At 61.7% G+C, this 13,737-nt stretch carries 8 protein-coding genes; 7 read left to right on the forward strand and 1 reads right to left on the reverse strand.

What is annotated here, in order from left to right; all coding sequences use genetic code 11:
* Window positions 1–36 precede the first annotated feature (36 nt).
* A complete protein-coding gene (locus EC86_RS0119790) occupies window positions 37–2,307 on the forward strand; it encodes a methyl-accepting chemotaxis protein (RefSeq protein WP_029527611.1) in 2,271 nt (756 codons plus the stop codon).
* A gap of 56 nt (window positions 2,308–2,363) precedes the next feature.
* Window positions 2,364–8,183, forward strand: a complete 5,820-nt coding sequence (locus EC86_RS0119795; protein WP_029527612.1) for a hybrid sensor histidine kinase/response regulator — start codon at window positions 2,364–2,366, stop codon at window positions 8,181–8,183.
* A 61-nt stretch (window positions 8,184–8,244) separates the two neighbouring features.
* On the opposite strand, the gene EC86_RS0119800 is transcribed toward EC86_RS0119795, so the two are convergent.
* Window positions 8,245–9,717: a cryptochrome/photolyase family protein gene (locus tag EC86_RS0119800; RefSeq protein ID WP_029527613.1), complete on the reverse strand. Its 1,473-nt coding sequence runs from the start codon at window positions 9,715–9,717 to the stop codon at window positions 8,245–8,247.
* A gap of 132 nt (window positions 9,718–9,849) precedes the next feature.
* Here EC86_RS0119800 and EC86_RS0119805 point away from each other — a divergent pair, with 132 nt between their 5' ends.
* The 5 genes from EC86_RS0119805 to EC86_RS0119825 are packed head-to-tail and all read left to right on the forward strand — an operon-like array spanning window position 9,850 to window position 13,696.
* A complete protein-coding gene (locus EC86_RS0119805; protein ID WP_029527614.1) occupies window positions 9,850–10,440 on the forward strand; it encodes a YqgE/AlgH family protein in 591 nt (196 codons plus the stop codon).
* Window positions 10,433–10,903, forward strand: a complete 471-nt coding sequence (ruvX, locus tag EC86_RS0119810; RefSeq protein WP_051676079.1) for a Holliday junction resolvase RuvX — start codon at window positions 10,433–10,435, stop codon at window positions 10,901–10,903. The genes EC86_RS0119805 and ruvX overlap by 8 nt, the downstream gene beginning before the upstream one ends.
* Entirely contained in the window at window positions 10,896–11,414 is a 519-nt protein-coding gene (gene pyrR / locus EC86_RS0119815) for a bifunctional pyr operon transcriptional regulator/uracil phosphoribosyltransferase PyrR (RefSeq protein ID WP_029527616.1), read from the forward strand. Before ruvX ends, pyrR begins: the two co-directional genes overlap by 8 nt.
* Before the next feature lie 27 nt (window positions 11,415–11,441).
* Window positions 11,442–12,404 (forward strand): aspartate carbamoyltransferase catalytic subunit, encoded by a 963-nt coding sequence (locus EC86_RS0119820; protein WP_029527617.1) that lies wholly within the window; start codon window positions 11,442–11,444, stop codon window positions 12,402–12,404.
* The gene (locus EC86_RS0119825; RefSeq protein ID WP_029527618.1) at window positions 12,401–13,696 is read left to right on the forward strand and encodes a dihydroorotase; all 1,296 of its coding nucleotides are present in this window, start codon (window positions 12,401–12,403) and stop codon (window positions 13,694–13,696) included. The genes EC86_RS0119820 and EC86_RS0119825 overlap by 4 nt, the downstream gene beginning before the upstream one ends.
* Window positions 13,697–13,737 lie beyond the last annotated feature (41 nt).

Below are 13,737 nucleotides of genomic sequence, written 5' to 3' on the forward strand. Positions count from 1 at the left end.
TGGCATACGTTTTACCCGTTTTATGAAGGCTCATTCATGTCTGTTCTAGAAAATATCCAGAAGCTGTTTAAAACGAAGTCAGACCGGCCTGACGACAGTACGAGCGCTTTTGGCATGACGGATGGGGCTGTTGCCGGCACCACAACGGAACGCGGCCGGGCTGGAGTCGCGCAAGCGCAAGAGGAGATTTTTTCATCCAGCGGTATGGCTGTTACGGAAGACGGCGTGCTGATGAATACCGAACTTCTCAGCCTTCCCGTGCTGGGTGTACGGCCGCTTGGGGAACACCAGAAGATACTGGTCGTGGTACTTGCGCTTGCCGTTGCTGCCCTGGCGGGGGTTACATTTTTTGCACTCAGCAAGTCTGACCGTGTCGCGCAGCAGGTGGCGGCAACGGGACAAGCGCTGATGCAGTCCCAGCGCCTCGCCAAATCGGCTTCGCAGGCACTGGTCGGCAGTGCCCAGGCCTTCCCTGATGTGCGTGAGAGCGCCGATGTCCTCAGCAAGACAGTGGCCGGAATGAAATCGGGCGACGACACCCTGCGCCTGTCCCCGGTCAGTGACGCGTTGCAGCCTGAAGTGACAAAGGTCACGCCGCTGGTCGAACGGGCCGAGCAGAATGCAAATACCGTGATGGGCCAAAAAGCCATCCTGCTTCAGGTGGGTGAGGCCTTGCGCACCATCAACCGGCAGTCCTCCGACCTGCTCGAAATTGCCGAAACGGTTTCTTCGCTCAAGCTTCAGCAAAATGCCGCGCCGACAGAGATTTCCGCGTCCGGCCAACTGGTGATGCTGACCCAGCGGATCGGCAAGTCCGCCAACGAGTTCCTGACCATGGAAGGCGTCAGCCCCGAGGCGGTCTTCCTGCTGGGCAAGGACCTGAATTCCTTCAAGGAAATTGCCCAGGGCCTGCTCGATGGCAGCCCCGAGTTGCGTCTGGGCGCATCAAAGGACACGCAGACGCGAGAAAGCCTTACAGCCCTGATCGCGCTTTACGAACAAACGCGCGTCCAGGCTGGCGCCATTCTGGGCAATCTTCAAGGCCTGGTGTCAGCCCGGGAAGCCCAGACAGCCATCATTGCCGACAGTGAACCCCTGCGTCGTGATCTTGAGGATTTGCAGGAAAAGCTGTCTTCCCAGACGGGTATGGGCATAGTGCCGCTTGCGACCCTGGTTGCCGCAGCCGTTGTTGCCCTGCTGTGCGCAGCAGGCCTGGCTCGCCTGCAGGTGATTGACAGCCAGCAGCGCCAGGCTGTGGCTGAAGGTCAGCGGCAAGATGCCAAGAGCCAGGAGCAGGATGCCAAGCGCGTCAATGACGCCAACCAAGCCGCCATCTTGCGCCTGATGAATGAATTGCAGAATGTCGCCGAGGGCGACCTGACGCAGGAGGCCACCGTGACCGAAGACATCACCGGCGCCATCGCCGACTCGGTCAACTACACCGTAGAAGAATTGCGCCTCCTGGTTGGCAATGTGCAGGACACGGCGACCCGGGTTGCGCAGACGACTGCGCGGGTGGAAAACACTTCCACGGAACTTCTTGCAGCTTCGACTCAGCAACTGCGAGAGATTCGTGAAACCGGCCAGTCGGTACTTGACATGGCCACCCGAATCAATGAAGTGTCCACCCAGGCTCAGGAATCGTCGCTGGTAGCCCGCCAGTCGCTGTCGGCGGCCGAGTCCGGTCTGCAGGCGGTGCAAAACGCCATTGGCGGCATGAATTCCATTCGTGACCAGATCCAGGAAACCTCCAAGCGCATCAAGCGCCTTGGTGAGTCGTCCCAGGAAATTGGTGAAATCACCGAACTGATTTCGGACATTACCGAGCAGACCAATGTACTGGCGCTCAACGCAGCCATTCAGGCTGCGTCGGCGGGCGAGGCGGGCCGGGGTTTCTCTGTGGTGGCCGAGGAAGTGCAGCGCCTGGCTGAACGTTCCGCCGATGCGACCCGGCAGATTTCGGTGCTGGTCAAGGCCATTCAGACCGATACCCAGGATGCAGTAGCCGCCATGGAGCGCTCGACCCAAGGTGTGGTCGAAGGCGCGAAGCTCTCCGACAACGCCGGCACGGCATTGAGTGAAATTGACCAGGTGTCGCGTCGTCTGGCCGAACTGATTGAGCAGATTTCCGATTCCGCCTCCAGGGAAGCGGCTTCGGCCAATGTGGTGGCCGACAACATCCAGCATATTTTCGTAGTGACCGAGCAAACGGGAGAAGGCACCCGTTCCACGGCGCAGCAGGTGCGCGATCTTTCCCGTATGGCTGAAGATCTCCGGCAGTCGGTGTCCCGATTCAAGATCGTGTGATGCCCCTCGCCAAGCCCCTGACTGCGAACGCCGATTCCTGAACCTGCCTGTTATTTATGCACCCCATGGTCACGAATTCAATTGCCGCCAAACCCGATGTCGTCATGAATGACCTGGGCCCGCTGGCCTGGGTGCTCAATGAACTGTGCAAATCGCTGGAGGCTGCCACCAAGGCGCTCAGGCGATTTACAAAAGAGACTGAGGCCGCGCGCGGTTCCGATCTGGCTGCGATGGACGCCAGCCAGCTGCGTGCCGCGCGCCAGCAACTCCATCAAGCCGTTGGCGTCCTGGAAGTGGTCGGCCTTGCGGAGCCTGCCATAGTGCTCCGCGCCATGGAAGTCGCTGTACAAAAGTTCGTACAGCAGCCAGAGCTGTGCAGCCAGGACGCAGTTGCCAAAATCGAGTACGCCAGCTTCGCCTTGACAGAGTATCTCGAAGGCATACTGGCCGACAAGCCATTTTCCGCCGTGTCCCTGTTTCCCCAATACCGCGATGTTCAGGAGCTGGTGCGAGCCGACCGCATTCATCCTGCCGATTTGTGGTCCTACGAGTGGCGCTGGCTTGAGCCGGAAGTGTCCCCAATGCCCGAGCCGCATTCCTACGGCGACGATGCGCGTGAAATGCTCGACAAGGCCATTTTGCAACTGATGAAAGGCAAGGCTCCGCAAGCCGCCGCCAGCCTCAGGGATCTAGGCCTCGGATTCGCAGCGGGCCAGACCCAACGGCAGCCAAGAATTTTCTGGCTGCTTGCCGCCGGGTTTTTCGAGGCCATTGCCCACAACCTGCTAGGTTCCGACCTTTACGTCAGGCGAGCCGCCTCCCGAGTCCTGTTGCAATACGCCGCCTTGTCCCGAGGCGAGGCCGCCATCCCGGAGCGGCTGGTCCTGGATCTGCTGTTCTTCTGCTTTCAGGCGGTGTCCGGCCGTGCCAGCGACACGCCGGTGCTTTCGGCTGTGCGCTTTGCCTATGGCCTGGCCCGTTTTAAGCCCGTGGACTATGAACTGGTTCAATTCGGCCGCTTTGACCCCGCGCTGCTGGCACAGGCGCGCAAGCGCATTGTTCTGGCCAAGGATGCCTGGTCTTCCCTGTGCGCGGGTGAAATCACAAAAATCAAGCAGGTAGCCGACCAGTTCAGCCTGGTGACTGATTCGCTGCGAAAACTTCATGCAGCCAGTGAGCCGCTTGCGCAGGCGCTGGCCCGGGCAATTGAAACCACGGAAAGCAGAAAGCAGGTGCCCGCTATTGCGATGGCAATGGAAGTCGCCACTTCCATGCTTTATCTTGAAGCCGTGTTCGATGACCTCGATCCTTCCGATCCACAACTGGCGATCCGGACCGCCAGTCTGGCAGAGCGGCTTGAAGACGTCATTGATGGCGGAGCGCCCCAGCCGCTTGAAGCCTGGATGGAGGAGTTGTACCGTCGGGTCAGCGACAAACAGACGATGAGCAGCGTGGTGAGCGAACTGCGCGTCGCGCTGGCTGAGGTTGAAAGCTCGCTCGATCTGTTTTTTCGCGATTCGCGTGACAAGACCCGTCTGCAACCGGTGCCAAGACAGTTGGCGCAGATGCGTGGCGTACTGTCGGTGCTGGGCCTTGACCAGGCTTCCCGGGCTGTTTTGCAAATGAAGGGCACTGTCGAGCAAATGCTCGACACCGAGATCGATGATCAACAGGTGCGCGCGGCAGGAACCTTCGAGCAACTGGGCAACAATCTGGGGGTCTTAAGTTTCCTCATCGACATGCTCAATTACCAGCCAGCGCTGGTGAAAAAACTGTTTGTTTACGATGAGGAAAAAGACCAGCTAACCTCCTTGATGGGACGTCCGCCAGCTGCCGGCGATGCTGCTTCGAGCATCACGGTGAACATCGAGCCGCTTTCGCCGAACCCTGTCGTTGCCGTGGAGAAAACCACTGACAAGACTTTGCATGAGCTGCCTGGCGCCCGTCTTGACGCAGTGTCAAGCCTGGAGGGCGTGGTTGCGCCGCTTGCGGACGAGGCTGTGTTGCATCTGCCGGCTGACGCCCCGGCACTGACCGGCACGATGGCCATTGAACTGTCCTTGCCGCCAGCGACGCTTGAGACGCCGGCTTCCATCGATTTTGAAGAAGACGATTTACGCGATATCTTCCTTGAGGAAGCCCGTGAAGTCGCCGGCCATGCCATGCTTGCCATCGCCATGCTGGAAAGCCATCCTGACGACCTGGAGCAGCTGACGGTATTGCGGCGCGCCTTCCATACACTCAAGGGAAGTGCCCGAATGGTCGGGCTGGACGAGTTTGGCGAAGCCTCCTGGGCTATGGAGCAATTGCTCAATAGCTGGCTGGCTGACCAGAATGCGGCGAGCAGCAAATTTCGTGCTTTGTGCAGCGAGGTCATGGCCGGCCTGGAGCGCTGGATCGGAGATATCGAGGGAAACCAAGACGGCGCGTGGTCAGCCCTTGCGTTTTGCGACAGCGCACAAGCCATGCGTACGGACGGTCGTTACCTTGCTCTGGACCTTTCTGGTCAGTCTGGCAAGGTGCAGAAAATTCTCTCTCTGGGCGACGTGCCTGTTTCGCAGACCGCCCCCCGGATCGGGACTGGCTTCGAGAGCGAGCCCATGTCCGAGTTCTTCTTTGAAGAAGAAACCGGCATCGCAGCGACCTCCCGGTCGGCCGGACAAGCCGATCTTGTTCCCGTCGAACTCGAAGAACTGGATTTCGACAGCTTGTTCCCCATGGCCTTCGAAAGTAGCGCTCTGGCTACAGTTGCGGATTCTGTCAATGCGTCCAGTGTTTCGGATGCTGCGTTCCTGCCCGAAACACCTTCTGGTATTCCAGCAGACAACAGCGGCACCAGGCAGGAACCAGCGCACGAAAGCGGACAGCCTGACGAGACGGAAAGAGAAGATGACGCGATCAAGGTCATCGATGGCTTGCGCATAGGCATTCCGCTTTACAACGTGTATGTGAATGAAGCTGACGAATGGTCGCGCCGCCTGGTCATTGAAGTGGCCGAATGGGCACTTGAAAGCCATCAGCCCATCAGCGCTTCCAGCGTGGCGCTCGCCCATTCACTGGCAGGAAGTTCTGCAACGGTGGGTTTTATGGCCTTGTCCGACCTGGCGCGTGCGCTGGAACATGCGCTTGAAAATTCCCGCAACCACCACAGTCATTGCGCCAGTGCCTACGGTCGCTTGTTCATCGAAGCGTCCGAGGACGTACGCCGCTTGCTGAACCAGTTTGCAGCCGGTTTCCTCAAGCAGCCCCTGCCTGGCATCCTTGAGCGGCTGGCCGGGCTAGAGTTTTCCGACTCGGTTTTTCCGGAAACAGACGACGCCGTGCTTGGCGGATTTGATGACCTGATACCTGCCAATAACGCCGACTTGCCCCTGCCCGCAGAAAGTTCTCTTTCGAGACTTGGCAGGGTCATCAGCCAGGCAGCGTATGACGACATCGATGACATCGATGATATCGACGCCGTCGACGTCATCGACCTTGACCTGTTTCCGATTTTTGAGGAGGAGTGCGCCGAGCTCATGCCTCGTCTGGGTTCGGCCCTGCGCCAATGGGCACGGGCGCCGGCTGACTCCGGACCCCGGTCGGAAGTGTCGCGCGTGCTGCACACCCTCAAAGGCAGTGCACGCCTTGCCGGGGCGATGCGCCTTGGGGAAATGGCCCACCGCATCGAGTCCGAGCTCACGTCGATTGGCTCGCATGCGCCTGCCAGCCAGGAGATTGAATTCCTGTTGACCCGTTTTGACGGGATGCAAAACGCGTTTGAGCGTTTGCGCCGTCTCGATGCGGCAACGCCGCAGGCCATGCCGACCCAGGCTGAAACCCTGCCTGTCATTGCCATTGAACCGGATCCGCAGGATCCTTATGTCTTCCTTTCCAAAAATGATGTCGAGGAAAATGATGTTGAAATTTCCCCTGCAATCGACAGCACCCGTTATGCCGCCAGTGCTAATGTCCATGCCAGAAAAATTGAAATCCCCGGGCCGCAAGCCATGGTCATGCAGCCCTTGCGCCAGGCTGCCAATGCGAGCATACGGGTACGCACGCAGTTGCTTGACCGCATGGTCAACCAGGCCGGTGAAGTCATGATCAGCCGTTCACGCCTTGAGGCTGAAGTGGGCCAGTTGCGCATGTCCCTGACGGACATGACCGGCAGCCTGACACGGTTGCGCCAGCAGCTGCGCGACATCGAATTGCAGGCTGAAACGCAGATGCAGTCGCGCCTGGCGCTGGCGAAGGAAGCCAAGGCCGGTTTCGATCCGCTGGAGTTCGACCGCTTCACCCGTGTTCAGGAGCTGACCCGCATGATGGCCGAGTCGGTGAACGACGTGGCCACCGTCCAGCGCACCATTCAGCGAACCATTGAAGCGACCGAAGACGATCTGGTCGCACAGGGCCGCCAGGCGCGGGAACTGCAGCGCGATTTGCTGCGCACCCGAATGGTGCAGTTTGAAAGCGTTTCCGAGCGGCTGTACCGCGTGGTACGGCAAACGTCCAAGGAAACCGGCAAGCAGGTGCGCCTGGATCTGCACGGAGGCAACCTTGAAATGGACCGGGGCATGCTGGACCGCATGATGCCTGCCTTTGAGCACCTGCTGCGCAACTGTTTGACCCATGGAATCGAAGCGCCCCAGGATCGGATTCGCGCTGGCAAGGACGCTGTGGGCTTGATCACCATCCAGCTTCGCCAAGAAGGCAACGATATTTCCGTGCAGCTGGGTGATGACGGCGCCGGCCTGGACCTGGCCCGCATCCGTGCGCAGGGCATCAAGCAAGGGCTTGTGACGGCCAGCCAGTCCACTGACAATGAAGCCACGGCCAATCTGATCTTCCTTCCCGGCTTTTCAACCGCGCAGGAAGTGACCGAACTGGCCGGGCGTGGCATTGGCCTGGATGTGGTGCGAAGCGAGGTGATTTCGCTCGGTGGCCGGATCAAGACCTCGACCGTTGCGGGCAAAGGCACGGAATTCACCATGGTGCTGCCGTTGACCACGGCCGTGACGCAGGTGGTGATGCTTCGCGCGGGCAGCATGTCGGTCGGTGTGCCGGCCAACGTGGTGGAAACCGTGCGGCGCGCCACCGCTGCCGAGCTGCAACAGGCTTACCGCTCCGGCATGCTTGACGTGAGCGGCGAGTCCGTGCCGTTTTTCTGGTCGGGCGCCTTGCTGCAGGCCTCGCATTTCAGCAGCGAAGCCCAGGCCAAGACCACGCCAGTGGTTGTTTTCCGAAGCGCCGCCCAGCGGATCGCCATGCACGTCGACGAGGTGCTGGGCAACCGCGAAGTGGTGGTGAAGAACCTCGGGCCCCAGTTGTCGGGACTGCCAGGACTGACCGGCATGTCCATGCTGCCGTCTGGTGCCGTGGTGCTGATCTACAACCCCGTGGCACTGGCCGCCGTCTATGGCAAGCAGGCACGGGTGTGGAGCAAGGACTACCTGGAACAGGCTGGCGGTCGCCCGACGGGAATCACTGCACCGGCGCTGGCCGCGCCGCGAGCCCCCCTGATTCTGGTGGTCGATGACTCCATCACCGTGCGCCGTGTGACCCAGCGCATGCTGTTGCGCGATGGCTATCGGGTGGTCATGGCCGCCGACGGTTTGCAGGCACTCGAAAGGCTGCATGAAGAACTCCCGGCCGTGGTGCTCTCGGACATTGAAATGCCGCGTATGGACGGCTTTGACCTGGCGCGCAACATCCGGGCCGATGAGCGCATGAAAGGCCTGCCGATCATCATGATCACGTCGCGTATTGCCGGAAAGCACAACGAGCATGCTGTGGAACTGGGCGTGAACCATTATCTGGGCAAGCCTTACTCCGAAGACGAGTTGCTGGGGCTGATCCGGCAGTACTGCTCGGTGCTGACCGCTGTTCCGGTTTAAAAAGGCCTTTTGCGCAGGCGGGTAGGGCGTAGTATGCTATTAAAAAAATAGCATGTAAGCGTCAGGCCTTTTTCACGATCGCGTAACGCTGCAGGGTCAGCGCCCGTGCTCTAGCATGGCTGACCACCGGCATCGGGTAGTTGCTGCCCAGTGTCACGTCCGCGGCCATCAGTTCCACCCCGGAAGCCAGCCAGGGGCTGTGCAGCGCAGGCTTGGGCAGCCGGGCCAGCACCGGCAGGTACCGGTGGATGAACTTTCCGTCAGCGTCGAACTTTTTGCTCTGGCTGACGGGGTTGAAGATGCGGAAATAGGGCTGGGCATCGCAGCCGGTGCTGGCGGCCCACTGCCAGCCGCCATTGTTTGACGCCAGGTCAAAGTCATTGAGCTTTTCGGCAAAATAACGCTCGCCCCAGCGCCAGTCGATGCCCAGGTCCTTGACCAGGAAGCTGGCCGTCACCATGCGCAGGCGGTTATGCATGTAGCCGGTCTGGTTGAGCTGGGCCATGGCGGCGTCGACCAGTGGATACCCGGTCCGGCCTTCGCACCAGGCAAGGAACAGCGACTCGGCCTTTTCGCCCTGTTCCCACTGAACCGCGTCGTATTCGGGCTTGAAGGCACTATCGGCAACATGTGGAAAGTTCGACAGGATCTGGGCGTAAAAGTCCCGCCAGATCAGCTCGCCGAGCCAGGTGGCCGCGCCTTCATTGCCCGCTTGCTGCGCCAATGCACAGGCCGCCAGTTTTCGGATCGAGACGGTTCCGAAGCGCAAATGAACGCTCAGGTAACTCGGACCCCGGATGCCGGGAAAATCGCGGGTTTCCCGGTAATTTTCCATTCGACCGAGGAAGTCTTCAAACAGCGCATTCCCGCCCTGGTTGCCCGCCGGCAGTCTGAGCGCTGACAAGTTAGTGGTTTTGAACCCCAGTTCGGCCAGCGACGGCATGTCAGGTGCTTCGTTCGCGGGCAAGGGCGCCAATGCGGCGGCGTATTCTTCAACCGGATAGGGCTTGAGGTAAAAGGCATCGACCTTTTTCAGCCAGGCATTCTTGTAGGGCGTGAACACGCTGTACGGTTTTCCGGCCAGCGTCAGCACCTCCTGGCGTTCAAAAATGACATGGTCCTTGAAGGTGTGAAACGCCACCCCCTGGCTTTCCAGCGTAGCCTGAACCTGCGCGTCGCGCCCCAGGCTGTAGGGCTCGTCGTCGTGGTTGGTGAACACGGCATTTGCTGACACGTGCCGCGCCAGCGCGGGCAGGGCGCTGCCTGCCGCCTCGTGCCGCACCAGCAAACCGGCGGGAGGTGCCGACTCCGTGGAACACAGTTTCGCCAGCTGGCCGTTCAAATCCACCAGCGATTCGCGGATGAATTCCACGCGCCGGTCGGCCCTGGGCAGCGCATCCAGAATGGAACGGTCAAAAATAAAGGCGCAGTACACCTGCTCGCACGATTTGAGCGCATGGTGAAGCGCCGCATTGTCCTCGGTCCGCAAATCCCGCCTGAACCACATCAGCCCTGTCTTGTATTTTTTTTGCATGCGGTCGATGGTAGTGAAAAGAACCCAGACCTGAAGCCTGAATGCCTTTTCACCGGGAAAAATGATCCCGGACCGCGGATACATCCAATCGGCGTGCCACGCCAGCCGCAAGGCAACGCGTAAAATCCAGCGATGGCCACGGAACCCCCACCTTCGATCAACCTCACGCACCACTTTCTCATTGCCATGCCCGGGCTGGAGGATGAAGGCTTTTCAAAAAGCGTGGTCTACATGTGCGAGCACAGCGAGCGCGGCGCGCTGGGCCTGATCATCAACAAGCCCAGCGACATCAATGTCCAGGGCTTGTTCGACAAGGTCGAATTGCCGCTGCGCCGCGAAGACCTGACGACCACCCCGGTGTTCCAGGGCGGACCGGTGCAGACCGAGCGCGGCTTTGTGCTGCACGAATCCATGCTGCCGGGCAGCGAATCGGTGTATGCCTCGACCATGTCGATCCCGGGCGGGCTGGAAATGACGACGTCCAAGGATGTGCTCGAAGCGCTGTCCACCGGCGCCGGCCCGCGCAAGGTGTTTGTCTCGCTCGGCTACTCCGCCTGGGGCGAGGGCCAGCTTGAATCGGAACTGCTCGACAACAGCTGGCTGACGGTGGCCGCCGACCTGGGCGTGATTTTTGACACGCCGGTCGAGGAGCGCTACGACAAGGCGCTCAAGCTGCTCGGCCTTGAAAGCTGGATGATTTCCCCCGTCGCCGGACATGGATGAACCGAAAAGCCTGGCGCAACCCGATGGTTTTCAATTGGGCGAGCGGCAGGCGCCAGGGCCGCATCGGGTCGCACGCCCGCAGACTTTTCTGGCATTCGATTTCGGTCTGAAGCGCACCGGCGTGGCCTCGGGCAACAGCCTGACCCGCACGGCTTCGGCGCAGGCGACCATCAGCGCCGAAGGGGCGGCGCGGTTTCCGCTGATTCAGGCGCGCATCCAGGAATGGCAGCCCGATGCGCTGGTAGTCGGCGTTCCGTTTCACCCCGATGGCGCGAGCCACGACAATACCGTGCGCGCGCAAAAGTTTGCGCGCCAGTTGCGCGGTCGTTTTGGCCTGCAGGTGTTCGAGGTTGACGAGCGCTACAGCACGACCGAGGCGCTGGCCAGTGGCGCCAAAGACGCCGATGCCGCGTCGGCCTGCATCATTCTCGAACAATTTTTAAGGAGTCTTCCCCATGAGTAGTTTGGTTCTTGACGCCGAGGCGCTGTATGCCGATTTGCTGCGCGGCATGCGCCAGCAACTGGCCGCTTGCCCGCAGCCGCCGCGACTGGTCGGCGTGGCGTCGGGTGGCGCCTGGCTGGCAGAGCGCCTGCGAAAAGACCTGGGGCTGAGCGAAGACATTGGCATCCTGTCGTCGTCCATGCACCGCGACGATTTTGCGCAGCGCGGGCTGGCCTCCAGCGGCCAGACCGTGCTGCCGTTCGATGTCAATGGCATGCACCTGATCGTCGTGGACGACGTGCTCTACACCGGGCGGACGATTCGCGCCGTGCTCAATGAGCTGTTCGACTACGGCCGGCCCGCCAGCGTCAGGCTGATGGTGCTGGTGGACCGGGGCGGACGCGAATTGCCGGTGCAGGCCGACCTGGCCGTGGCGCGCGTCACGCTGCCGGCGACGCAGACGCTGGAGCTGGCCCGCACCGACGACGGCCGGTTCCGGTTCCGCCTGCAGGACAACCCAACCCCCGCCTGAATTGAAACCGCAAGAGGAACTTAACGCGTGTTGTACCGACGAAACCCCCAGCTCAACAAGAACGGCGAACTGATCCATCTGCTGTCCACCGAAGGCCTGTCCAGGGACATACTGACGCAGATTCTGGACACCGCCGCCAACTTCGTGTCCGTCAGCAGCCGCGACGTGAAAAAAGTCCCGCTGCTGCGCGGCAAGAGCGTGTTCAACCTGTTCTTTGAAAACTCGACCCGCACCCGCACGACGTTCGAAATCGCCGCCACGCGCTTGTCAGCCGACGTGATCAACCTGGACATTGCCCGCTCCTCGGCGTCCAAGGGCGAGTCGCTGCTCGACACCATCGCCAACCTGAGCGCCATGGCCGCCGACATCTTCGTGGTGCGCCACGGCGAATCGGGCGCGCCCTACCTGATTGCCCAGCATGTCGCGCCGCATGTGCATGTCGTCAATGCCGGCGACGGCCGCCATGCGCACCCGACGCAGGGCCTGCTCGACATGTACACCATCCGCCATTACAAGAAGGACTTCAGCAACCTGATCGTCGCCATCGTCGGCGACGTGCTGCATTCGCGCGTGGCGCGCTCCGACATCCATGCGCTGACGACGCTGGGCTGCGCCGAAGTGCGGGTCGTCGGCCCCAAGACGCTGGTGCCGTCCGACATGGCGCAGATGGGCGTACGCGTGTGCAACACTCTTGAAGAGGGCATCAGGGACGCCGACGTGGTCATCATGCTCAGGCTGCAGAACGAGCGCATGACCGGCGCGCTGCTGCCCAGCAGCCAGGAGTTTTCGAAAAGTTTTGGCCTGACGCCCGACAAGCTGCAACTCGCCAAGGCCGACGCCATCGTGATGCACCCCGGGCCGATCAACCGGGGCGTGGAAATCGACTCGGCCGTGGTCGATGGCGCGCAGAGCGTCATCCTGCCGCAGGTCACGTTCGGCATTGCGGTCCGCATGGCGGTGATGAGCATAGTTTCTGGAAATGAGTCATGAAGTTATTGATTAAAAACGGCCGGGTCATTGACCCCGCCACCGGTTTCGACCAGGTCGGCGACCTGGCGATTGCCGCCGGGCGCATCGTTTCGCTGAACGGCGGACTGGCCGATTTCACGCCGAACAAGACCCTCGACGCCACCGGCTGCATCGTTGCCCCTGGCCTGATCGACCTGTCGGCACGCCTGCGCGAACCCGGCCATGAGCATGAAGGCATGCTGGAAAGCGAACTGGCTGCGGCGGTGGCCGGCGGCGTGACCAGCCTGGTGTGCCCGCCCGATACCGATCCGGTGCTGGATGAGCCCGGCCTGGTCGAAATGCTGAAGTTCCGCGCTGAAAAGCATCACCAGTCGCGTGTCTTTCCCCTTGGCGCCCTGACGCGCGCGCTCAGAGGCGAATCCCTGACCGAGATGGTCCAGCTGACCGAATCGGGTTGCGTGGGCTTCAGCCAGGCCGAGGTGCCGCTGGCCAACACGCAGGTGCTGATGCGCGCCATGCAGTATGCCGCCACGTTTGGCTATTCAATCTGGCTGCGTCCGCAGGAACTGCACTTGGGCAAGGGCGTGGCCGCCAGCGGAGCATTGGCCACGCGGCTGGGCTTGAGCGGCGTTCCGGTCGCCGCTGAAACCATTGCGCTGCACACGATTTTCGAACTGGTGCGTGCCACTGGCGCGCGCGTCCACCTGTGCCGGATCAGCAGCGCGGCCGGCGTGGCGCTGGTGGCCCGGGCCAAGGCCGAGGGCCTGGACGTGACCTGCGACGTCAGCATCAACAGCCTGCACCTGACCGATGTGGACATCGGCTACTTCGACAGCCGGATGCGCCTGGACCCGCCGCTGCGCCAGCAGCGCGACCGCGATGCGCTGCGCCGGGGGCTGCTCGACAGCACCATCGATGCGCTGGTGTCCGACCATTCGCCGGTCGGCGCGGATGCCAAGACCCTGCCGTTCGCCGAGGCCGAGGCCGGCGCGACCGGCCTGGAACTGCTGCTGGGCCTGGCCTGCAAATGGGGAATCGAAAGCGGCGCGGACATGCGCCGGGTGCTGGCCGTGCTGACCAGCGAGCCGGCGCGCGTGCTCGGGACTGCGCTGGGCACACTGCAGGCCTGCGCGGGCCGGCTGGTCAAGGGCGGCGTGGCCGATGTCTGCGTGTTCGACCCGGACAGCGAATGGACGGTCAAGCCCGCCGCCCTGCGCAGCCAGGGCAAGCACACGCCGTTTTCAGGGCACGCCCTGCCAGGCGCCGTGCGCTACACCCTGGTCGGCGGGCAGCTCGCCTTCGAGCGCGGCTGAGCGATGCCGGCCGGCTGTTTTCCGCTGTCCGGCAGCATGCC

The organism is Polaromonas glacialis (assembly GCF_000709345.1).
Classification (GTDB): Bacteria; Pseudomonadota; Gammaproteobacteria; order Burkholderiales; family Burkholderiaceae_C; genus Polaromonas; species Polaromonas glacialis.